This is a genomic window from Exiguobacterium sp. ZOR0005 (assembly GCF_000798975.1).
Classification (GTDB): domain Bacteria; phylum Bacillota; class Bacilli; order Exiguobacteriales; family Exiguobacteriaceae; genus Exiguobacterium; species Exiguobacterium aurantiacum.
Genome location: NZ_JTLB01000004.1, coordinates 53,645 through 75,809 on the forward strand (window position 1 = coordinate 53,645; position 22,165 = coordinate 75,809).

Below are 22,165 nucleotides of genomic sequence, written 5' to 3' on the forward strand. Positions count from 1 at the left end.
TCAAGCGGCTTCCTTCATGGATTCATGTTGTAGCGCCACAGCTTGTGACTGTTTGAAGATGACGACACCGAGCAACAATATCATCAAGCCGATGACTTGCCCGGGTGACAACGCGAGTTGCGGCATGCCAAACGCACCGAACAAGTCGACGCCGAGTGCCCAAACTAACTGCGACACGAGGATGACCGACACCGACAACGTCGGACCGAGCAACTGGATGCTGCGCATGACGCAAAAGACGACGCCCACCCCGAGCAGCCCGCCGAGCGCATAAATTGGCGAGATGTCAAATACACCTCGAATGTTCCCGCCAAACAAAGCGAGCGGGATGAGCGAACCGAGTAGACCGACGACAAATACGAGCACCGTCGTCGCCCACGCCCCGAGATGGACGTTCATTTTCGCATTAACGGCCGCTTGGACGCTGATGAACGCACCCGCGACGGCCGAACAGATGATTCCGATAATCATGAGGATTCTCCTTACTCGTAGAGCATGCCATTGGCACGCTGCTTTAATCGTTCCATATCTAAAATCTTGACTTGTTTCCGCGTCCGTTCGACGAGTCCCTCATCCGCGAACGCCTGCAACGTCCGATTCAAGTGACGATAGCTCGTCCCGAGCCACTCGGCCACTTCTTTTCGTTTTAATTGACTCATCTCTGTCTGAAACAAATCATTTCCGGACTCACTGAGCGAGACGAGGTAGCCGGCGAGACGCTCTTCAAGCGTTGACATCAAATGATTCGACGACGCGTTCGCCTCGATGAACAATTTCTCCGACACACCGCGCAACAGATGTTCCGTGAACTCGATGGTCCGGTTATGCGCTCGCAACACCTCGAACGGGATTCGTAAACAAACGACCGGCCCGACCGCCTCGACCGTATGGAGCACGTGGCGTCCGCTCGCGTATTCGATGTCTCCGATCAATGTCGGGGCAGCTTTCAAGCGGAGCAAGCGCAACTTTCCTTCCTCACTGAGCGTATAGATTTTGACACGCCCCTCCAGGACAACGAACAACGCATCGATCACTTGATCGTTCGCACAGAGCATCGCCCCGGATGGATATGTCACAATCGAGGAGTGGGCGAGCGTCTGTTCCGAAAACAAGTGACGCCAACCAAGCCGTATTAACGCAGCCTCTACTTTCATCTTCGTGTCCTCCTCATGTGAACGTATAGACGCCAATCCCGATCACCATCAGGCTAAGTCCGATGACCTGTCCTCCGGTGACTGGTTTCTTTGCGACACCGAACCAGCCGTTCGAATCGATTAAAAATGCCCCAATCAACTGTGCGACGAGCAATACACAAATCGCCCACGTCACGCCGAGCTGTTGAATCGCCGTCAATTCACCGAAGACGACGAACACACCGAACAGTCCACCAAGACTGTAATACCAAGGGACGCGTCGGAACGCGGTGATATCCCCGTCACGCTTGAATGCGTAGATGAATAGCGCCAACACCAATCCGACGAGGTGGACGACAGTGACCGACAACCACGCCCCGATCGCATAGCCGAGTTTGGCGTTAAAGATGCCTTGTAAGGCGATAAACGTGCCCGAGAGCAACGCAAAGATGATTCCCATTCTTTCTCCCCCTGTCTCTTCGTCTGACTGTACGGGAGAATGAATCGTTTGAAAAGGACATATGTCCGAAAAAAAGACAATCTAGACGATGCCTAGATTGTCCATGGCGTTATTTGAGTAACTTGACGATTTCTTCGGCGACCCGCTCAGACGATTGCGGATTTTGACCTGTGACGAGACGCTCGTCAACAGCGACGTTGACCGTCCAATTGTCGGCCCTATCGAAGTTGCCGCCTTTCTCGCGAAGCGCCGTTTCAAGCAAGAATGGCACAGCTGAGTCGAGCTGCATCTCGCGTTCTTCGGCATCCGTGAAGCCCGTCACTTGTTTATCTTTCACGAGCGGTTCGCCGTTGCTCAACGTGACATTGACGAGTCCGATCGGTCCGTGACAAACCGCTGCCACAACGTTCCCCTTCTCATAGACGTCGCGTACGACGCGTTGTAATGTTTCGCTGTTCGGGAAGTCGACGACCGTCCCATGTCCACCTGGTAGGAAGACGGCATCATACGTGTCGTCTGCAACCTGGTCGAGACGAACGGTGTTCTTTAACAAATCTTGTGTGTTCAGAACGTCTTGTGACAAGCCGTCCTCGAGACTGTTCGCATCGATTGGCACGTCTCCGCCTTCGATACTTGCGACGGTCACTTTGTATCCTTGCTTCTCGAATTGGAGATACGGCGCCGCGAACTCTTCGAGCCAAAGTCCTGTATCATGGCCATTCTCTAGTTTATTGGCAGACGTCGAGACGATCAATACATGTTTTGACATCATCAATTCCTCCTTCTGAAATGAGCATACGACATAGTTGTTCCCGCTCTTCTCACCTTCAAACCCTTTAATGCTCCCCCGACCTTAACGACAAACTTTTTTTGACCTGGTCTTTTTTTGAAAACGGACGTTGTCCATTGCGCGAGTATACTGGTCTCATTAGCCAGCAGGAGGGATTGTCGTGACGAAATCGATACTAGAATGGGGATTTCTCGCCGTCGCCGCTTTGATTGTGATGCTCATCGTCATTGGAAGTACACTATGTCCGTTGTGACACTCGTTCACGGAGCTGTCACGCGAATATCCGTTTACCGTACACCAGAAACCGGGAACAACTTTACTGTTGTCCATCGCCATTTCACTTCGAAAGGATGTTGATTATGTCAGAACGCGTTTTCATCAGTCCAGCCAAGTATGTGCAAGGTAAGAATACGATCGACCAGCTCGGAAAACATGTGAGTCATTTCGGTTCGAAGGCCCTGTTGATTGCCGACGATATCGTTTGGCGCATCATCGGGGACCGAGTGACCGCCGCTCTTTCCTCAAGCGATGTCGAAACGGAGAAAGCAGATTTTGTCGGCGAGGCATCTCGCCACGAGATTGAGCGAATCGTTGCTGCCGCGAAAGAGAACCATGTCTCGTTCGTAATCGGCATGGGTGGCGGGAAGACGCTCGATACCGCCAAAGCGGTTGCCGACGAGCTTGAGGCCCGCATTGTCATCGTTCCGACCATCGCCTCGACGGATGCCCCGACGAGTGCTTTATCCGTCATCTATACCGATGAAGGAAACTTTGAGAGCTATCGCTTCTATAAGAAAAACCCGGACCTCGTGCTCGTTGACACGAAGCTGATTGCCGAAGCGCCGGCCCGCTTCCTCGCCTCAGGCATTGCGGATGCCCTCGCGACATGGGTCGAGGTGCGCAGCGTCCTCGCCTTCGGTGGGAAGACGATGGCAGGCGGCGTCCCGACCATCGCCGCTGAAGCGATTGCGAAACGTTGTGAGGAAGTGCTGTTTGACTATGGAATCCCTGCGTACGAGTCGGTGCAGGCAAAAGTCGTCACACCGGCGCTCGAGGCGGTCGTCGAGGCGAACACCTTACTCAGCGGTCTCGGTTTCGAGAGCGGCGGTCTGGCCGCGGCCCATGCCATCCATAACGGGTTCACGGCGCTCGATGGGGACATCCATCACTTGACCCACGGTGAGAAAGTCGCGTTCGGCACGCTCGTGCAACTCGCGCTCGAAGGACGGACCCAAGAAGAGTTCGAGCGTTACGTCGCCTTATATATGGCGCTTGATTTGCCGGTCACGCTCGAAGACGTGAAATTGAAAGACGCCTCACGAGAAGACATCCTAAAAGTCGGACAAGCCGCAACCGCCGATGGGGAAACGATTCATAGCGGTTTTGACGTTACACCAGAAGACGTGGCGGACGCCATCATCGCGGCCGATCGTTACGCCCGCTTGTATCAAGCGAAGCTCCGCTAATTGAAAACGAGGATCAGCGCTCTGGCTGATCCTCGTTTGTTTGTTTCGGGGAGGCGATGAACGTCAACATGATGCCGACGACCATGCAACTGACGGTCAATATGAAAAACGTCAGTTGGTTCACGTAAATGATGTTCGTGAATTGATTCCAGCCTGTCGCATATGCCGCGTTCGTCGACTCCTGAATCCCATCACGGAGTGCGCTCGCTTGATCGGCATTGACCGTCAGCGCGAACGCCGCCATGCCGATGCCGCCGATGATGAGCCCGACCCGGCCGAACGGATGGACCGTTTGCACCGTTCGACGCGCGAGCCGAATGGTGATCCAAACGAACAATAGCGCGAACGGCCAGCCGATGAGCAAGACGAGCACGTATGGATTCCCTTCAGCAGCCGGCTCCGTGTACGATGCCGTCATCGTCTCTCCGAGTTTGAATAGAATGAATGTGATCAGCGTAATGATGAACCACGCCTTGATTAACTTTTCCATGATTTCACCTCGCCCTCAGTATAACAAAACACCGTATGCCTCCGCATACGGTGTTCGGTCACGACTTCGGACGAATCGCGTAATAAATCAGGATGACGAGCCACGTCCAAATCCCGGTAAAGATTCCGAGAATCCCGACGACGAAGAATCCAAGCGGAATCATCGACTTCGTACGATTGTAATCTTTCCACATGTCCGATAACCCTTTGATGTTGAAATACAAAAAGGCGAAGAACAAAATGAGCAATAAAAGCGGTAAGCCGAAGATGAGTTCCATACGATCACTCCTTTCTCGTCCCGACCGTTCTTGTTAGTTCAAGTGTATCGCTTTCATGGGTACGGCGCATCGGGCTGCGGCCGTATCCAGATGTGGTCATGAGGCGGATACGCTCGTACTCTATTCCCTAAAAGTTTCTCTTTTCAACATTTGTAAAAAAGGGAAAATAGAACTATCGATTGAGAAGGAGGATGACCGTCATGAAATTCATCGCCGCGTTCCTCATCGTCTGCCTAATGTTCAGCACGCATGTCACCGAAGCAGCAACGAAAACGACCGCCGGCTATACAATCCAATCGACGAAACTGTATGGACGTGCCATGCAAACGTCACCGGTTTTAAAAACGCTCCCAAAGAACACACCGGTACAGTATTCCGTCTATAACCGAAGTTGGTCGAACGTCTACATCGGCAGCACACGCTACTTCACCCCATCCACGAACCTCAAAGCCGGTATCCTGAAACTTTCCTCGACCGAACGGCTTCGCCTCGTCAACAAGCAGCATGGACTCGCATCCACTTATCGGTCCACCCAACTCGTCACCCTCACAATCCCGACCGTCTACGCGAAAGGAAGCGAACGGACGCTCATGGCCGCCGAGGCCGCCCACGCACTCGCCCGCCTTTATTATGATGGCCGGAAACAAGGGCATACGCTCTACGCGCTCAGCGCCTATCGTTCTTACACGACCCAAAAATCGCTCTACAATTATTGGGTCAATGCTCGAGGGACGGCTTACGCCTCGATGTACGTCGCCCGGCCAGGTCATAGCGAGCATCAGACCGGACTCGCCGTCGATATGACGAGCCAGCGCATGCAACTGGGGCTCGCCGCCTCGTTCGACCAGACCCCGGAAGGAAGATGGATGCTAGCGAACGCTCACCGTTACGGCTTCATCATCCGCTATCCGAAAGGCAAAGAGAAAATCACCGGCTACAACTATGAACCGTGGCACTTGCGCTACGTCGGCGTCAATGAGGCAACAACGATGAAACAGAACAATTGGACGTTTGAAGAGTGGTGGACGAAGCGTTGACACCGAGCAGGAAGCGATAAATCGGAGCCGACTTCACGCTATACTAGAAGATGTACGATACTTGCGAAGGAGGAACGCAATATGTGGATTGTGATGAACAAGTTGGACGTAGAAAAAGGAAAAGTCGAAGCGGTCAAATCTCGATTCGAGACGACGAAAGGAATCGAGTCGATGGACGGGTTCATCCGTATGCAAGTGCTGACCGACACCTCGGACGAGACGAAAGATCAAGTCGTCATCATGACGACTTGGCGTGACGCTGCGAGCTTTGAGAACTGGCGTGACAGCGGCGCGTATAAACACGCCCATAAAAAACGGGACGACGGCACGTCTGACGTGAAGCCGATCGTCCTCGGGAATACGGTCAGTCAATACGAGGTCGCCATCGAACACGGCGCCTCAACCAATCACGTATAAGATGTCTTGCGGTCGAATGATGCCGAGAAGCGGCTCATTCTCTTCGCCGGTTTTTGTGATGAGGAGGGCGTCGAGGCGCGCTCCTTCTTTCATGTTCACGAAATGGTGATGCGCTTCGATGACCGACGTATGTGCGGCGATGAAGCGATAGCGATGAATGTGCGGGTCGTGGTGTAGCACGTGGCTAACAAGTACCCCGTCGAGCGAGACAAGGGAGTCGTGTGCTGATTCGGCGAGCCAACTCGTCACGCCTTTTTTCGTCAACAACCCGAGCCACGATCCGTCGATGCTGTAAATCGGAAATTGTGAATAATTTTTATTACGGATTTCCTTTAGTACGTCTTGAAGCGGATCGTCGGCCCGAAACGTCGTCACGCGTTTTCGAAATAGCGGGACGACTTGCCGAGGGTGTAACAGTTCCCGCTCGACTTCTAGGATCAAGTCGACGATTGAGTCATGGGGCTCGGCGATGATGAAATCGGGTTCACGCCGCTCGTGGACGATGGCATTACGCAACTGACTCATCTGATGCAAATCTTCTTTATAGCGCTCGATCACCGGGTTGTTCTTGGCGAGACGGTTGACCATGTTGCTGAAACTGAAATGTTTCCCGTCCCCGAGCTCCCGGCTCAAATAGTCTTCAATCCGATGATACGAAGCAATGAATTCTTCGGCTCTGCTCATAAGCTCACTCTCCTTATCGCCTTTCTATACCCGCTTTTTTCTCCATTCGAGCAGGATAACACCTCCTTACATCGAATGAATGAACATCCCAACTTCTGAAAGGAGGAAAGTCGATGGCGACTTCAATCTATGAGACGGTACGCTTATCCAACAAAGAAGCTTTTCGTTCTGGCATGCGTGCCGGGATTCCCGTCGCGGTCGGCTATATTCCGATTGCAATCGCCTTTGGTCTTTTGGCAAAGTCGTTCGAGATGCCGAACGCAATCACGCTCGCGATGTCACTCTTCATTTTCGCAGGAGCCAGTCAATTCATCGGCGTGCAATTGATCATGGCCGGCTCGATGTATTGGGAAATCGTATTGACGACGTTCATTTTGAACTTGCGACATTTTCTCATGTCCGCCTCGCTATCCCAACGTCTCGAGACGACATCGAATCGCTTCCTCGCGGCGCTTGCCTTCGGGGTAACAGACGAGACGTTCAGTGTCGCCTCGACACGAAACGAGGCAACACGCGGCCATTTCGTCCTTGGACTGAATATGATCGCGTTTCTCGCTTGGAACGTCGGGACGTGGATCGGCGTGTTCCTCGCTTTCGGTTTACCGGCGACGATTCAGGCGAGCATGGGCATCGCCTTATACGCCATGTTCATCGGTCTGCTCGTTCCGTCACTCACACGAAAACCCGTCGTTGTCGTGGCTCTCCTCGCCGCATGGACACAAGGGTTTCTACATTGGGTTGTGATGCCCATCCTCCCACTTTCTTCCGGGTTGAGCATCATCATCGCGACGTTCGTCGCGGCAGGCGCCGGAGCACTTCTATATCGTGAGGAGGGGACAACGTGATCAGCTTATTGCTACTCGTCTTGGCGATGGCGGTCGTGACCTATATTCCGAGGCTCGTCCCGCTCCTCTGGCTCAAAGAATTGAAGCTTCCCCCGCTCTTGAAGCGTTTCTTATTGTTCACGCCTTACGCGGTGCTTGCAAGCCTTATTTTCCCGGGAATATTGCATGCAACGAGCAACATGACTTCGGCCGTCGCCGGCGGTGTCGTCGCGGTCACCCTCGCCTTATTGCGTATGAACCTCGTTCTCGTCGTTCTCGGCGGAATTGCCGGTGTGTACGTCATGGAAGCATTTCTTTGACGAACAGGCCCGCTCCCGATTGAATCGGGGCAGGCCTGTTTTTTCACGCGGAAATCGCTTCACGTCGCAATTGAACGAACACGTCGACGAACGCCGCGTCCCATTGTGTTCCCCGTCCGCTTTCTAAAATCGATAACGCCTTGTCAGGCGGCATGCCTTGTCGATATGGACGATCTGATGTCATCGCGTCATAGGCGTCAGCGATGGCCATGATACGACCGAAGAGCGGAATCATTTCTCCCGCCAAGCCGTCCGGATACCCGCGCCCATCGATACGTTCATGGTGCGAACGCACACCTGCCAAAATCGGTTGCAGCGAGTCCGGCAACGTGATTTGATTCAAGATGTGAATGCCAATCGTCGGATGTTGTTGAATTTGTGCGAACTCCTCGTCCGTCAATCTGTCTTCCTTCAATAAAACGTCATCGCGGACACCGATTTTTCCGATGTCGTGAAGGAGCGCCGACTTACGAAGCAACTCAATTTGATGGGAAGGCAATCCGAGCGCCTTCGCCAACTCGACCGAGTACGCGGCAACGCGTTCCGAATGTCCGGCTGTGTAAGAGTCACGAGCGTCTAACGTCGCAGCAAACAAGACGAATAGACTATTCAGCAATTGTTCGTTCTCGGCCTCTCGACGGGTCACGTTCTCGACCATGTGATTGAACCCGGTCACGAGCCGACCGAATTCGTCGGAATATGGGTTCGCGATTGGCTGGAGCGTGCCGGCATCGATGGCGGCGACCCCTGCGGTCAATGCGCCGAGCGGACGCTTAATACTGTCATACAGCAAAACGCTGCTGAATGTGGCCACACAGACGATGACGACTAGGATGAGGGCGGCCCATCCCCAATACGCATCAACCTGGTCGATGTTCGACAACTGCACGCCTGAGGCGAGCATGAACAACATGATGGGGAACGTTCCGATGACGAGCATACTGAATAGCAATTTCGTTCGGACACTGAGCGAATGATACGTCGTGTGCAGCGGCTGCTCATTCAACTGTTCATTCTGTTTCTGTAAATGAAGAAGCATCGGCTCAACGGAACGATACGTTAAAAACAATTCGATCAGGGCATGAAGGATCGCGATCAATACGGCACCGAGGGCAGCAAGTCCAATCATCCGGTACGGCAAGTCGACCCAACCTCGTTGAATGGCAACTGCGGACAATGTCATCGCCGGAATCGATAGCCCGAACAAGTGGGGACCCATGATCCGTTTGACCGTGAGCACCGGAAAACGACTCGTCTGATCAAACGCCTGCTGAAGCATCGCTCGACTCGGGACCTCGTTTAAACAGGCCGCACGGACCGGCGCCACATGTCTCCGATACATGGACAACTCCAGTGCCGCCATGATTGACCCTGACACGACCATGATGGAAAATAAAATCATCATTTCAGACGGGGACAACTCGAGCGTCTGAAAGATGAACAAACCACCAACCCCAAAGACAGCGATACTCGACCCCAATACATAATTCAATAGCAATGTTCGTTGAAACGTTTTAAACACGAAACCCTCTCCTGCCTCTGTCGACTGATTACCTATACTATCGACCGGTCGCCCCTCACTATTGATGCCATCACGAAAAAAAACAGGCCTCTCAGTGAGAGACCTGTTCAACGATTGATTACGGACGGAGTGGTCCTTCATTATCGTCTAATGACCGGTTGTTTTCATCCGGCGTGATATTGTCATGGAACGGGTTCGGTTCTGGACCGTCTACGTTCGTTTGGTTCGGCATATTCGTCCGATCCGCTTCACGCTTCAACTCTTGTTTCGTTTGATTCGCTTCACGTTTCGATTGATCCAAACCTTGTTTCGCCTCACGTTTTGCAGCTTCGGCTTCTTGATTCATTTGTGCTTTTTCTTGCTCGAGCCCTTCTTTCGAGACTTCTGTCTCATCGATGCTCTTCTCAGCTTTCTTCAAGTAACGGGCCGCTGTTTCACGTCCACCGAGACCGAAGGCAAGGCCGAACGCAAGCGCGACTGCACCGAGGATGAGCAAGAATGCTGTGTTGACAATCATCGGCGCGATGCCGAGTTGGCTAATTGCCATGAAGAAGGCAATTCCGAGAATCGCATATTTTGCCACGTGACGGAGAACGCTCGGTTGACCTGCTCCATCGACGAGCACACTGCCGACGAGACGTTCTGCCATATTGGCGAGCCAGAAACCGACGGCCAAGATAATGATGGCCGCGATGACCATTGGCAAGTAAGCGAAGATCGCTGTCGCAAGTGACGCCATGAAGTCGAGGTTAGCGACTTGGAGCGCCTCAGAGACGAACAACAAGATCACGATAATTTGAACGATCGTCCCAATCACTTGGGCGACCGACGTCGATGACGTAGAACGGCCACCGAAGCCCATCTTTTCAGCGAGCGAGTTGACGCCTAAGTTCTCAAGGAGTGAAACGACAACACCTTTGAGCCACTTGGCGACGAAGACACCGACGAGAATCAAGACGATGGCAACGATGATGTTTGGAATCATCGCCAAAATGTTGTTAAGCATCGAAATCGCTGGATCTGAAATCCCGCGGATGTTCAACGCTTCAAGCGCTGAAATCGTGACCGGGATCATAATCAAGATGAACACGATCGTGCCGACTGCTTTCGCAAGGCTCGACCCTTTGACGTAATCCGATAAGTGGAGCTTCTCGGCAAACTTGTTTAACCCTGCCGCCTCCAAGAACTTCGTCAAAATGTCACGTACGATCTTCGCCACGATGTAACCGATCGCAAAGATGAGAGCGGCCGCAACGAGTTTAGGAATGAAAGCAAGGAAGCTGTTCAACAAGTCTTCGAACGGTCCGCTGATTCCGCGTAATCCGAGGGCGTCAAGGACGGCTGGGAGCGCTAACAGCAAGACGAGGTAGAAGACGATGTTCGCGACCGTATCGACCCATTTCGTCTGATTGACGCTCGTCGACTCTTGTCCGGTCTTTTCCATCAACTTGTTCAAGTTGAGACGATGACCTGCCATTTGAATCGCTTTTTTCAACAATGTCGCGATAATCCAGGCTACGAGTAAGATGAGACCCGCTTTAACGACTCCTGTGATCAAACCAGAGAGTCCAGCATAGATTTGGCTGAACGGTTGTGTCACTGCAGGTACGTTCATAAATTCAAAGATGATTAAGAAGGCGAGGAGCAATACTCCAAAGAAGACGACTTTGCCGATAATCCGTTCAGGCGTCCACCGCTTCTCCTCTCTTCCAGGTTTACCTGGCTCTCCTTCTTTTTTGACACCAACGCGTTCGTCAAGGCGAGCTTTACGGAGCGCCTTACGTGTCACGTTTTCCAGAACTTTCGCTAAGATAAAACCGACAACGAGGACTAGAAGTGCAAGTAAAAGATCTGGTAACCATGACATGAACGTGTTGAAATTGTATGTTGTATTATCCATCCAACATCTTCCTCCTATCTCTTTTAAATTTTGGTTAACATTGACTCTCTGTATTAATACCAACATTTCCAGACGCCTAAACCTTTCCTGTTTCATATAGCGCGATAAAGATTCAAGAATGATCGATTTTGTTTTCATTAGAAAGAAGACGTGTCTTTCCTAATCAAATGTGGTACGAATGAGTAGGAAAATCTTTTTTAGGAGGAGTCAAAATGAACATCGCCTTGATTGCCCATGACAAGAAGAAAGATGATTTGATTCAACTCGTGAAAACGTACAGCCATATTTTGGAGCACCATCAACTGTTCGCGACCGGCACGACAGGAGCACGTGTCGCTGAGGCGACCGGCCTTTCGGTTCATTGTTTTAAGTCAGGACCACTCGGGGGTGACCAAGAAATCGGGGCTGCCGTCGCGCGTGGAGAGATGGACATGATTCTCTTCTTCCGCGACCCGTTGACGGCCCAACCGCATGAACCTGACGTGAGTGCGCTCATGCGGCTTTGCGACGTCTATTCAATCCCTCTCGCCACGAACATGGGAGGAAGCGAGATTTTGATTCGCAGCATTGAACAAGGTGATTTCGAGGCGCGCCAGCTCCACCATAACGACGAACCGCCTCTATGAAACATATAATGATAAGAAGAGAGGGATCATTCTGAAGCAACCAGTATTTAACGATCCGGCCCTCCAAGCCTATTATGATCAAGTCCGCACTCATTTGTTGGAGCTCGTCGATGACGAGGCAGAAGCAGAGCGGTTACTCGATAGCTTGGCCGGATACATCCATCAAGCCGAGAAGAACGGTCAATCACTTGTGGGGCTATTAAAACAGCACCCGAGCGAATACGCGGCATTTCTAGTCGAAAAACCATCCACAAATGAGGAGTTCAGACGGCGATACCATACGATCGTCGAACAATCCGATGAACTCAAGCCTTACGAAAAGACACAAGTCACCCGCGAATTCGATTGGGCGATCGACCGCTTGAACGAGATGAAATTAAAGTTGCAAGATATCGAGATGCGCGACGTCTCATTCCTCGCTTACACGAAAATCGAGGCGATGAAATCATCGCGCCGTGCCTGGAATCAGTTCGGATGGCTGCTCGGCATGATTCTCGCCTTCGCCTATGCGAACCTGTTGCTTGTCATGGACGATTTGTTCAGCTTGCGTCTCTTTACCGCCCCGACCGCTATGTATGCGATCGACTACTTCGGGTTCGTGCTTCCGGTTCTGTTGACCGGGGCCGTCTTCGGTATGTTGACCCGCTTCCGTCACCAGTTTCAAACGCTCGGGCGACGCGTCTTGTTCGCGCTCTTCATCGTGCTCGTCTATATCGGCTTCGTCATTTTGACCCAACCGTTGCTCATGGCGCTCGAATGGTCGTTTTTGATCCAATTGACCCCAATCTACGCGCTCGTCCTGCTCGGTATTAGCGGATTCATGGCGTTATGGACCCTCATCGAGTTCGTCTGGCGAAATACCCGTTGCCGGCTCGGCAATGACGACATCATCCTCTACTATTAAAACGTCACGCTTTCTCTCACGAGAAGGCGTTTTTTGTTTGAATCTAGCGAAGAACGGAAATTACTAATAGCGTGACGCCAATTTGTAAAATACGACAACATAACGAAGGAGGCACAATATGTCTGACCGTAAAATTATCGGGCTGTTTGCAAGCGAGCAAGAAGTAATGGACAAAGTAGATGAGCTTCGAACGGCTGGGGAAGCCGAGAAGAACATGCACGTCGTTGCCAAGCGGGATGGGGAAATTTCCGCATTGCGCTACCATACCGACGTCAACGCCGAAGCAGGGATTCGCGACGTGAACTGGCTCGACCGCGTCAAGTCGTTCCTTCATGGCAGCGACCGGATTCGCGACGAGTTACGCAATATGGGGTTGAGTGACGCCGAGGCAGAAGAGTACTACACCGCGATCGACGCCGGCAAACTGCTGCTCTACGTCGACAAGCATTCCTACGATCGCTATCCGAATATGTATAAAAAAGATAGTGAGCTCGACCATGAAAAAGGGGAAGAAGCGGACGGCATCGCATTTGACGCCAAACCGTTTAACGACCACGATGAAGAACCACGCGGTACGAAAGACGACCCGATTGTCCGCGGGCATTCCGGGCTAGAAGACCATCGCCGATTATAAGGAGGATCCACACATGAGTGAGAAACGATTTATCAGCATGTTCGACACCCAACAGTCAGCCCTCGGCAAAGTCGAGGAACTGCGTGCCAAAGGATATAAGGATTCAGACATTTACGTCGTCGCCAAGCATGAGGATAGCGTCTCGATTTTGCGTCGACAAACCGACGTCCACACAGAAGCGTCGCATGAGACGGGCTGGTTCGACAAAGTCCGCGCTTTCCTAAGCGGCCATGAAGATGTCCATAGCGGCCTTCGCAACATGGGACTCAGCGAAGAAGAAGTCAATCGCCACTATCGCGACGTCGAAGACGGAAAGATTCTGATCTATGTCGATGAAGACTTTGAACGTCGCCACAATGAAGGACTGACGGTCGACTCGACGCCATATAACGACTCAAAGCATGACACGAGTCATCAAGGGCATCATACGGCGGACGGACTCGAGATCGATTCGAAACCGTTCAACGAATCGGTCGGAGACAATCCGAACCGGGCCGTTGATCCTGAGCAAGACAAATTGGATGAAAAAGCGAAATTGAACGACAAAGAAGCGAAGCTCCGTGGTCTCGACGACCGGGCGCTTCGTAACGACCATGAAGACCCGGATAACATCCGTCGCTTCTAACAAAGCAAGGAGCCTGACAACTGTCAGACTCCTTTTTTTCATGTTAGTCGATTTTTCGGCTCTATCCCTGCCAACACATTCATGATCGCCTCTCGGTTAAGTGCCATCATGGCGAGACGTGTTCGAATCGAGGCGCTGCCGATATGGGGGAGCGTCGTGACGTTCGGAAGCGTCAACAGCGGATGCTCCATCTCGATCGGCTCTTTCGCGAACACATCGAGTCCGGCCGCCCAGATTCGTTTCTCGTTCAACGCGTCGTATAGCGCTTCTTCGTCAACGATTTCACCGCGGGCGACGTTGATGAACACAGCCGTCTCTTTCATCTTGCCGAATTCCGCGGCACCGATCATGCCACGCGTCTCTTCCGTGAGCGGCGCGAGCACGATGACAAAGTCGGAATCGGTGAGGAGTTCATCGAGTTCAGCATAAACGAAACCGTACATCGATTCTGACTCATGCCGCCTCGTCCGGTTATGATACAGCACGTCCATATCAAAACCGCGGGCCCGTCGCGCGACAGCTTCGCCGATTCGTCCCATTCCGATGATCCCGAGCTTGGCACGATATACATCCATCCCGACGTACCCCATCGGCGTCCACGACTTCCATTCTCCGGCCCGTAAATCACGTTCGGCCTCACCGAGACGACGTGCCGTCATCATCATCAGTCCGAAGGCGAGGTCCGCTGTCGTCTCGCTCAACACGTCCGGTGTGTTCGTGACGATGATTCCCCGCTCTTTCGCCGCATCTACGTCGATATTGTTGTAGCCGACCGCCAAGTTTGAGATGACCTCGAGGTGCGGGGCTTGCTCGATCAATTCACGATCGACCGTATCGCTCAGCATCGTCCACAGCCCGTGGGCCGCTGCTGCCTCTTCGAGCAAGACGTCACGCGGCACACTCACCGCTTCTTCTTCCCACATCCGTACGTCATAATCCTCTCGTAGCGGGGCCACCGCTTCTTCAGGTAAGCGTCTCGTAATATAAATTCGTTTTCTCATCCAATCGCTCCTCGTCTCTATATTATTCAATCTTTCTTTTTCGTCACCGGATTCTGTTCCATGAACTGTTCAAATAGCGAACCGAAATCACTGTTGAGCAACTGTTCGATCGTCTTCGATGAATCCATCGCATTCCGGAAAGCGATCTCGTTGATGGCGAGACCGATCGCCCATGTGATCCCGGAAGCGACCGTCGCATTGATGACACTCGCCGCCGCGTTCGCTCCTGGGAAGAACTTCAACACGTTCAGTAAGATCGTCTTTGATAGCGCCCGTCCGATTTGAGGGATGATCGTGCTCCCGATTAACGTCTTCAACATGTCGTCGTTCGCTTTCACCCCCCAATATCGGAACAGATGGACGCTCATCGTCACTTGAATCGGTGTTAATGCGATCGCGTCCGCGAACGGGAGCGGCACGGCGGCCGCTGTCCCCGCACTGGCAACGTAGCCCGAAATGATCCGGTTCGCTTTTTTCCGCTTCAACTTGAGCATCGCTTCGCTCTCGGCGTGAATTTCCATAAGCAGTCCTTCTTGAAGCGACTGGTCGAGTTGATCGACGGACCATGTGACAAGACGCTCCCAGTCGAGATGTGCGCGAAGTTCCTCGTCGTGCAACAGCTCTTCGGCGACACTGAGTTGGAACACCGCCTCGTCCGGGACGATGTCCGTCAGTTCCTCCCGTAACGCCGTCAACTCATCGACGTCGACTTGATCGATTTGCGTGAACAACACCGCGACCGCGGTCACGGCATTCAATCGTTTGATCAGTGCTCGATCGAGCGGGGTGACGCGTTTCATCGACGCGTTAATGGCGTACCAGACGAGATGGATTTGTTCGGCAGCGCCTTTCGACTGTGCCCGCTCCACAAACCCGATGACTTCGTCCGCATACGCCTCTTGCCGCGCACTCCCGATCTCATAGCCTTCGCTGTCGTACAAGACGATGGCGACATCGTCACTCATAAACTGATGAATCCCACGTGTGACCGGTTCACCGGCCGCGACTTTCGTCAAATCCCGTCCGAACACGTGGTTGACGACCGAACTTTTCCCCGACCCGGTGGCCCCGGCGATTAAAATGTTCGGCTTTTTCACCTTTCCACGTAGCCGATCCAATTCTTCTTTTAAATCATACGTGTCTAAGTTGAACGGTATGTTCTTCTCCATATAAGTCCCTCCTCATTGACTGAGCGTCCGGCCAAGGCGGCGCATCTCTTCCTCGAAACCGCGGCGGACGTCCAATTCAATCGTCTGTTTGACCAATTCGTATTGCTGATCGACTGCCTTTTTAATCCCTCGCTCCGCCGTTCGTCGTTTGAACGCCCAATAGATGAAGTGGACACCAGGAATCATTCCGAGCACCATCTTGCGAATCGTCCGCTTGAACGAGTAGTCAAACCCGAGTTCGACTCGACGTGTGTTGAACACGAGGTCAGACGGCGCCCCGACGAGCGGATATCGTTGCATCAGTTGAATGTAGTGGCGGATCCCTTGCGCCATCGCCTCTTCTGTCGTCTCCGCGGCTGCTTCGAGCGTCTGCTCTAAATCTTTCTCGATGTTTCTCGCCTTCCAACTGATCATCGCCTGTGGCGTGATCATCCGGATCGTTTCAGCCGAGCGATAGCTTCGTTGACGCCACGAATCGAGCTCGTCCAATAAGTGTCGAGTCAAATTGAGCGGCAACTTCCGTTCGACGTCGCGCCATAAATTCGTCCGGTTCCGGTTCCATACGGCCTCATAACCGATATGCGGGACGACCTGCCCGCTCAGTAACTTCTTCTCGACGCTGTTGACACGAATGATCGCTTCACTGCTCACACCGAGCTCACGGACCAAGACAGCTTCCATCGCCTCCGCCTTCTCGACGTTCATGGCGCTGTCTGGATTGTAGTTCGTTAAAATGATTGTGACGTTGCTCCGTTTCGCGTAGAGCGGCTTTAAAATCGAGTCCAGCTCATACGCCTCGACACGTCCTGAGTTGATGGACAATAAGTAATAGATGGTATGAAACCAGTCCGCGATGTCGAGCGCACCTTCCCGTTCATTGACGATCGATAAAATCGCGTCATGCCATTCGTCCGACCGATCCGCCTCAAGCCCCCATGTATCAAAGAAGCGGAATAAAATTCCGCGCTCGAGGTCATAATATTCATACTCATGCAGCCCTTCAGCCGTCACCGGTCTACCGGCCCGCGACTCGGCGACGTCACGCCCGTAAATGTAGTTCAAAAACGCGCTCTTCCCGACCCCGGTCTTCCCCGCGATTAATATATTCGAGACAAGCCCCGTGTTGTCCATATCGTTCCCCCTGCCTTCATCGTATAATTACCATTATACTAAATGGACAGGTTTGAAACGTCCGACGAAAGGATGAGACAAATGTTGCACCATCTCGAACTGTACGTCTCCGATTTGAAAAAAAGCCTCACAGCCTGGGACTGGCTCCTCACCGAACTCGGCTACACCGTCTATCAACAATGGGAGCATGGCCAAAGCTACCGCTTCGGTGACACGTATCTCGTCTTCGTCCAAACCGAGGCCGCACATCTCGAGCCGCCTTACCATCGCAAGAAGACCGGTTTGAACCACATCGCCTTTCATGCGGAGTCACGCGACCAGCTCGAGCGGCTGCGGCCAGAATTGTCTCGCCACGGGTTCACCGAGCTGTATGCCGACCGCTTCCCTCATGCCGGCGGTCCGAACTATATCGCCCTCTACTTCGAGGACCCGGACCGGATGAAAGTGGAACTCGTGGCAACGATGTGAACGATTGCACGGACGCCTAACGAAAGTTTGTGAAAACAATTGCAAACTTTTATCGGACCTCCTAGACTTAAAAGTGTCTAAGGAGGTCTTTTCGAATGGAAAAACAAGTTGTTGAGTATATGGAAGAAGCGGCGTACAAAAAGGCGACGCTGTTGCGTCATTCTTTTGGCCAATACGCACTCCGCTCGATTGTCGCCGGATTTTTAATCGGGATCGGGGTCGTCTTCGCGTTCTCTGTCGGGAACATGTTCATCGACGTCCCTGGAACGATGCTGTTCGCCGGGATGAGTTTCTCTGTCGCTCTCGTCTTCATCGTCTGGATGGGCGGGGAGCTGTTCACGAGCAACACGATGTACTTGTACACCGGGGCGAAACGAAACCGGGTCGCGTGGCGTGATCTCGTCAACGTATGGGGCATCAGTTGGATCGGCAACTTGGTCGGTGCGCTCTTACTCGTCGTTCTCGTCATCGGTGCCCACAGTATGGGTGAAGTCGGAAGTGATCATTTACTGTCCGTCGTCGCCGCCAAAAAAATGGGTGGTGACGCGTTCGCCATCTTTTTGAAAGGGATTCTGTGTAACATCCTCGTCTGTATCGCCATCTTCATGCCGCTCAAGACGCAGAACGATGTCGCGAAGATCATGTTGACGATGTTGCCGGTCGTCGTCTTTTTCGCCGCCGGTTTCGAACACTCGATCGCCAACATGGGCATCTTCGGGCTTGCACTGTATTACGCGCCTTCGGAAATGATCAACATCGGCCTCGCCTTGAATAATTTGCTCTTCGCCACACTCGGTAACATCGTCGGTGGCGCCTTGTTCGTCGCTGGCACGTATGTCCATTTGAACGCACAATCTTCCTCGACCACCATCAAATCTATCCGCCAGAACGCATAAAGACAGGGGCCCCGATGAGCAGGGCCCCTGTTGTTGTAATGATTATGCTTTTGATGAGTCGGCTGCGGCCGCTTGGACCGTACCTTGCGCGACTTCTTCTTCTTCGACGTCCCAGCACTCTGTGTTCTCGATGCCGAGTTTACGGGCCGAGAAGCGTGGGTTGAGACCTTGAGCGCGTTGCTCTTCGTAGTCACGGAGTACTTTGAAGGCCACACCGCCGAGAAGTGTGATTGCCGCCAAGTTGATGAGTGTCATGCCGGCCATGAACAAGTCGGCGAGACTCCAGACGAAGCCGAGACTTGCGACCGATCCGAGGAAGACGAAGCCCATCGTGAGAAGACGGAAGCCGAAGACGGCACCTTTACTCTTCTTGATGAATTCGATGTTCGTCTCACCGTAGTAGTAACTGCCGACGATTGAGCTGAAGGCGAACAAGAGGACGCTGATGGCGATGAAAGCAGGTGCCCATGATCCGATTTGTTCAGCCAACGCATTTTGAAGGAGTGCGATCCCTTCGCCGTTACCAGCCGCGTAGCTGTCCGAAAGAAGAACGATCGCTGCTGTTGCTGTACAGACGATCAACGTGTCCAAGAAGACACCGAGCGTCTGCATGAAACCTTGTTTCGCCGGGTGAGACACTTCTGCTGTCGCAGCGGCGTTCGGTGCCGAACCCATACCGGCTTCGTTCGAGAAGAGACCACGACGTACACCCATCATGATAGCAGCTCCGACCGATCCGCCGAACGCTTGCTCGAGACCGAACGCGCTTTGGAAGATCATACCAAGAACAGCTGGCATTTCTGTGATGTTCACGACGACGACGTAAAGGGCGATGATCAAGTAAAGGACTGCCATGATTGGTACGACGATTGCTGAGAAGTTCGCGACACGTTGCACGCCGCCGAAGATGACGAGACCCGTCAACACGACGAGTACAGCTCCGCCGATAGCCGCTTCAAGACCGAACGCGTTGTCGAACGCTGCCGCGATCGTGTTCGATTGAACCGAGTTGAAGATGAGACCGAACGTGAAGGCGATCAACACCGCAAAGACGATACCGAGGACGCGGTTGTTAAGACCTTTTTCAATGTAGTAAGCTGGACCCCCGCGGTATGCGACGTCATCTTTCACTTTGTATACTTGAGCGAGCGTGCTCTCGATCATCGCTGTCGCTCCACCAAGAAGCGCGACGATCCACATCCAGAAGACGGCACCCGGACCCCCGAGAGTGATGGCGACCGTGACACCGGCCAAGTTACCCGTTCCGATTCGTGTCGCTGCTCCGATGAAGAACGACTTCGCCGAGCTGATACTCTTGCCATCTTTCGCGAGTGTGACGTCTGATTTGTCAGTGACGACACGGAACATCTCTTTTAAGTAACGGAATTGCATAAATCGTGTTTTGACCGTGAAATAAATCCCTGCTCCGACGAGCGCCACAATCAACACGTACGTCCATAAGATGTTGTTTAAAAAGTCGACGCTTCCTTGCAATAAGTTTTGTACGGCTTCCATGAATAAGTTCCTCCCTGTTGTGTGAATCTGAAGTTGTTAAGATTTTTATAATGTCTTGTTTTGAATTATACAAAGATTCTGACAATTAGCAATAATTTTTTTATAGGTTGGTTCACAGAAAGTTCACATGAAATTCGACACGAACCCCGAAAAACCGACACTTGAAGCGCTTACATAATGTCTCAAAAGAAATTATAAATCTATATTTCCCGGCTTGATTTCGAGGATTTCATTCAACTTGTTTCATACTATTCGTTTTGTGAATAGGTTTGTTTGTGAATCTGATCGCCGTTCTATCAATATAGTATGACAATATTTCCCGATTCTCGAATGAATCCCGACCTACCGGGTAATAAATAACTATAGGTGCGCGCCTTCTACAACACCACGTTCAGTCATCACGAAGAAAGAAGGGAATGAGATGAAGAAGCATCGCAAATGGTGGTCGCTTTTGTTCGTGCTCATGTTCGTGCTGTCGCTGTTACCAATGAAAGGAGTAGTCGCGGAAGAGAGTAGTCAACAATGGTGTGTCTCGACGACGTCGGATAAGACGATTTATGCGGGACAACACATTCCAATCGGTACGGTCGACTTTGAGTTTGTCGCAAACGGGCTGAAAATCGTCATTGATTTGAATGACGGGGTCATGCTCAAAGATGCCGCTGAAAACGTCAAGATTGATTTTCGTCTGTTGAGCGATTCCCTTGAACGAGGAAGCCCAGGGGCATACGACTTTAAAACGTACTCGAACGTCGATCCGACACACTTGGTGATTTCGTATGCGGATCTCGCAAGTTATCTCGGAGTAGATGTTTCGACACTCTTTTCTGACGGTTTCCAATTCAATGTCTTCCTTCACTTGGACACAGTAGTGAATGGCGCTGACGAAACCGCCTATCCGGGTGATCCGGGGGTCGGCAACCCATGGGTCCGCTACGTCACGTTGACGGTGGAAGAATGCACACCACCGCCACCAATGGACGACTATGATGTGTTCACCATCGGATTCTGGAAAAACATCTTCAATTTCGACAAAGTGACGTTCTCGTACGGCACAGTCATCACCATTGATGGAAAAGATTACAGTGTGATTCACGATCGCGCGGCACTCGCCCTTCTCATGGATCCCGCGAAAAAAGGGATGACGGAAGAGAAACGGTTGATCATGCAGCTGACGGCCGCGAAAATCAACGTCCTGTTGAACGACGCTGATTTCCAAAACCTTGATCTCGTCTACAAAGACAGCGGAGTCGAGGTCGGTCTGACAGTTGGTGAGATGATTGCCGGTGCGGACGCAGCGCTTTCAAGTAAAAACATCGACCAAATGAAGTATTACCAAAAACTTCTCGATGACTTCAATAACGGGCTTTTCATCGGTACGTCGCATGACTGAACAGGTGTGAACGAAGAAAAAAGGCAGTCGCTCGATTGAGCGGCTGCCTTTTAAACGCCTGTCCGTTTCTTCTGGTTGTTCGGCTTCTTCGTCAACTGGTTCGTCAACGGTTTCTGCTTCGTCCCATGAAGACCTGTCGGCACTTTCGTCTGACTTTGCTTCTTCTCGGCGAGTTTTTGTTTCATCGCCTCTTGAAAACTCATTTTCTTTTCACTCATGTCATTCACCTCCAGCTTCGATCACTTTCACTCGACCGACCTGTCCATCGCTTAAGCGTACTTTAATGCCGTGCGGGTGACGCGGCGAGTTCGTCAAAATGTCTTTGACGACGCCTTTCGTCAACTTCCCACTCCGCTGATCTTGTTTTAGGACAATCTGGACGTGGAGCCCTGGTCGAATGTCCGCGCGTTTCGTGCCATCCATACCCGACACCCCTTTCCGTATAGTCAACCTCTATCATATGCTCTTTTCCCGTTTTTGTCA

27 protein-coding genes are annotated in these 22,165 nt (G+C 52.2%); 12 read left to right on the forward strand and 15 right to left on the reverse strand.

The window, feature by feature from the left end; translation table 11 throughout:
* The 4 genes from L971_RS00820 to L971_RS00835 form a co-directional block, all read right to left on the reverse strand.
* The gene (locus L971_RS00820) at positions 1 to 471 is read right to left on the reverse strand and encodes a DMT family transporter (RefSeq protein WP_024370969.1); all 471 of its coding nucleotides are present in this window, start codon (positions 469 to 471) and stop codon (positions 1 to 3) included.
* 11 nt (positions 472 to 482) lie between these two features.
* A complete protein-coding gene (locus tag L971_RS00825) occupies positions 483 to 1,154 on the reverse strand; it encodes a Crp/Fnr family transcriptional regulator (RefSeq protein ID WP_024370970.1) in 672 nt (223 codons plus the stop codon).
* A 13-nt stretch (positions 1,155 to 1,167) separates the two neighbouring features.
* Complete coding sequence (locus L971_RS00830) at positions 1,168 to 1,593, reverse strand: DMT family transporter (RefSeq protein WP_047373858.1); 426 nt, start codon at positions 1,591 to 1,593, stop codon at positions 1,168 to 1,170.
* Positions 1,594 to 1,702: 109 nt separating this feature from the next.
* Positions 1,703 to 2,362, reverse strand: a complete 660-nt coding sequence (locus L971_RS00835) for a type 1 glutamine amidotransferase domain-containing protein (RefSeq protein WP_081977028.1) — start codon at positions 2,360 to 2,362, stop codon at positions 1,703 to 1,705.
* Between the two features lie 380 nt (positions 2,363 to 2,742).
* Here L971_RS00835 and L971_RS00840 point away from each other — a divergent pair, with 380 nt between their 5' ends.
* Positions 2,743 to 3,849 (forward strand): glycerol dehydrogenase, encoded by a 1,107-nt coding sequence (locus tag L971_RS00840; protein ID WP_024370973.1) that lies wholly within the window; start codon positions 2,743 to 2,745, stop codon positions 3,847 to 3,849.
* Positions 3,850 to 3,862: 13 nt separating this feature from the next.
* On the opposite strand, the gene L971_RS00845 is transcribed toward L971_RS00840, so the two are convergent.
* Together L971_RS00845 and L971_RS00850 are read right to left on the reverse strand one after the other, a co-directional pair.
* Positions 3,863 to 4,339, reverse strand: coding sequence for a hypothetical protein (locus tag L971_RS00845; protein WP_024370974.1), 477 nt, complete (start codon positions 4,337 to 4,339; stop codon positions 3,863 to 3,865).
* A 58-nt stretch (positions 4,340 to 4,397) separates the two neighbouring features.
* A complete protein-coding gene (locus L971_RS00850) occupies positions 4,398 to 4,616 on the reverse strand; it encodes a hypothetical protein (RefSeq protein ID WP_024370975.1) in 219 nt (72 codons plus the stop codon).
* 200 nt (positions 4,617 to 4,816) lie between these two features.
* Here L971_RS00850 and L971_RS00855 point away from each other — a divergent pair, with 200 nt between their 5' ends.
* Entirely contained in the window at positions 4,817 to 5,653 is an 837-nt protein-coding gene (locus L971_RS00855; RefSeq protein ID WP_024370976.1) for a M15 family metallopeptidase, read from the forward strand.
* An 81-nt stretch (positions 5,654 to 5,734) separates the two neighbouring features.
* Positions 5,735 to 6,070: an antibiotic biosynthesis monooxygenase gene (locus L971_RS00860; RefSeq protein ID WP_024370977.1), complete on the forward strand. Its 336-nt coding sequence runs from the start codon at positions 5,735 to 5,737 to the stop codon at positions 6,068 to 6,070.
* On the opposite strand, the gene L971_RS00865 is transcribed toward L971_RS00860, so the two are convergent.
* Positions 6,053 to 6,754 carry a CBS domain-containing protein gene (locus tag L971_RS00865; protein ID WP_029333910.1) on the reverse strand — a complete coding sequence of 234 codons (702 nt, stop codon included), beginning with the start codon at positions 6,752 to 6,754 and terminating at the stop codon, positions 6,053 to 6,055. The genes L971_RS00860 and L971_RS00865 overlap by 18 nt on opposite strands.
* Positions 6,755 to 6,867: 113 nt before the next feature.
* On the opposite strand from L971_RS00865, the gene L971_RS00870 reads away from it, so the two are divergent.
* Together L971_RS00870 and L971_RS00875 are read left to right on the forward strand one after the other, a co-directional pair.
* Positions 6,868 to 7,599, forward strand: coding sequence for an AzlC family ABC transporter permease (locus tag L971_RS00870; RefSeq protein WP_029333911.1), 732 nt, complete (start codon positions 6,868 to 6,870; stop codon positions 7,597 to 7,599).
* Entirely contained in the window at positions 7,596 to 7,898 is a 303-nt protein-coding gene (locus L971_RS00875) for an AzlD domain-containing protein (RefSeq protein ID WP_024370980.1), read from the forward strand. Before L971_RS00870 ends, L971_RS00875 begins: the two co-directional genes overlap by 4 nt.
* A gap of 43 nt (positions 7,899 to 7,941) precedes the next feature.
* Here L971_RS00875 and L971_RS00880 read toward each other — a convergent pair whose 3' ends face one another.
* A complete protein-coding gene (locus tag L971_RS00880) occupies positions 7,942 to 9,420 on the reverse strand; it encodes an HD-GYP domain-containing protein (RefSeq protein WP_024370981.1) in 1,479 nt (492 codons plus the stop codon).
* 118 nt (positions 9,421 to 9,538) lie between these two features.
* Complete coding sequence (locus L971_RS00885) at positions 9,539 to 11,320, reverse strand: mechanosensitive ion channel (protein ID WP_024370982.1); 1,782 nt, start codon at positions 11,318 to 11,320, stop codon at positions 9,539 to 9,541.
* 212 nt (positions 11,321 to 11,532) lie between these two features.
* Here L971_RS00885 and mgsA point away from each other — a divergent pair, with 212 nt between their 5' ends.
* The 4 genes from mgsA (at position 11,533) to L971_RS00905 (ending at position 14,109) form a co-directional block, all read left to right on the forward strand.
* Entirely contained in the window at positions 11,533 to 11,946 is a 414-nt protein-coding gene (mgsA, locus tag L971_RS00890) for a methylglyoxal synthase (RefSeq protein WP_029333915.1), read from the forward strand.
* A gap of 94 nt (positions 11,947 to 12,040) precedes the next feature.
* A complete protein-coding gene (locus tag L971_RS00895) occupies positions 12,041 to 12,850 on the forward strand; it encodes a hypothetical protein (protein ID WP_047373863.1) in 810 nt (269 codons plus the stop codon).
* Between the two features lie 118 nt (positions 12,851 to 12,968).
* Entirely contained in the window at positions 12,969 to 13,484 is a 516-nt protein-coding gene (locus L971_RS00900; protein WP_024370985.1) for a general stress protein, read from the forward strand.
* 13 nt (positions 13,485 to 13,497) lie between these two features.
* Positions 13,498 to 14,109, forward strand: coding sequence for a general stress protein (locus tag L971_RS00905; protein WP_047373865.1), 612 nt, complete (start codon positions 13,498 to 13,500; stop codon positions 14,107 to 14,109).
* Between the two features lie 38 nt (positions 14,110 to 14,147).
* On the opposite strand, the gene L971_RS00910 is transcribed toward L971_RS00905, so the two are convergent.
* The 3 genes from L971_RS00910 to L971_RS00920 are packed head-to-tail and all read right to left on the reverse strand — an operon-like array spanning position 14,148 to position 17,410.
* Positions 14,148 to 15,110, reverse strand: a complete 963-nt coding sequence (locus L971_RS00910; RefSeq protein WP_047373867.1) for a D-glycerate dehydrogenase — start codon at positions 15,108 to 15,110, stop codon at positions 14,148 to 14,150.
* A 26-nt stretch (positions 15,111 to 15,136) separates the two neighbouring features.
* A complete protein-coding gene (locus L971_RS00915; RefSeq protein WP_047373868.1) occupies positions 15,137 to 16,279 on the reverse strand; it encodes a YcjF family protein in 1,143 nt (380 codons plus the stop codon).
* Between the two features lie 12 nt (positions 16,280 to 16,291).
* On the reverse strand, positions 16,292 to 17,410 hold the full coding sequence (locus tag L971_RS00920; protein ID WP_024370989.1) for a GTPase: 1,119 nt from the start codon (positions 17,408 to 17,410) through the stop codon (positions 16,292 to 16,294).
* Between the two features lie 81 nt (positions 17,411 to 17,491).
* Between L971_RS00920 and L971_RS00925 the strand changes: the two genes are divergently transcribed.
* Together L971_RS00925 and L971_RS00930 are read left to right on the forward strand one after the other, a co-directional pair.
* Complete coding sequence (locus L971_RS00925) at positions 17,492 to 17,878, forward strand: VOC family protein (RefSeq protein ID WP_024370990.1); 387 nt, start codon at positions 17,492 to 17,494, stop codon at positions 17,876 to 17,878.
* A gap of 95 nt (positions 17,879 to 17,973) precedes the next feature.
* Positions 17,974 to 18,774 carry a formate/nitrite transporter family protein gene (locus L971_RS00930; RefSeq protein ID WP_047373869.1) on the forward strand — a complete coding sequence of 267 codons (801 nt, stop codon included), beginning with the start codon at positions 17,974 to 17,976 and terminating at the stop codon, positions 18,772 to 18,774.
* Positions 18,775 to 18,816: 42 nt separating this feature from the next.
* Here L971_RS00930 and L971_RS00935 read toward each other — a convergent pair whose 3' ends face one another.
* Positions 18,817 to 20,289, reverse strand: a complete 1,473-nt coding sequence (locus L971_RS00935; RefSeq protein WP_047373871.1) for a sodium:alanine symporter family protein — start codon at positions 20,287 to 20,289, stop codon at positions 18,817 to 18,819.
* A gap of 421 nt (positions 20,290 to 20,710) precedes the next feature.
* Here L971_RS00935 and L971_RS00940 point away from each other — a divergent pair, with 421 nt between their 5' ends.
* Entirely contained in the window at positions 20,711 to 21,682 is a 972-nt protein-coding gene (locus L971_RS00940; protein WP_047373873.1) for a hypothetical protein, read from the forward strand.
* A 50-nt stretch (positions 21,683 to 21,732) separates the two neighbouring features.
* Here the strand turns inward: L971_RS00940 and L971_RS15100 are convergent, their stop codons facing one another.
* Together L971_RS15100 and L971_RS00945 are read right to left on the reverse strand one after the other, a co-directional pair.
* Positions 21,733 to 21,900, reverse strand: coding sequence for a hypothetical protein (locus L971_RS15100; RefSeq protein ID WP_167601150.1), 168 nt, complete (start codon positions 21,898 to 21,900; stop codon positions 21,733 to 21,735).
* A 1-nt stretch (position 21,901) separates the two neighbouring features.
* The gene (locus L971_RS00945; RefSeq protein ID WP_024370994.1) at positions 21,902 to 22,105 is read right to left on the reverse strand and encodes a YwbE family protein; all 204 of its coding nucleotides are present in this window, start codon (positions 22,103 to 22,105) and stop codon (positions 21,902 to 21,904) included.
* Between the last annotated feature and the right edge of the window lie 60 nt (positions 22,106 to 22,165).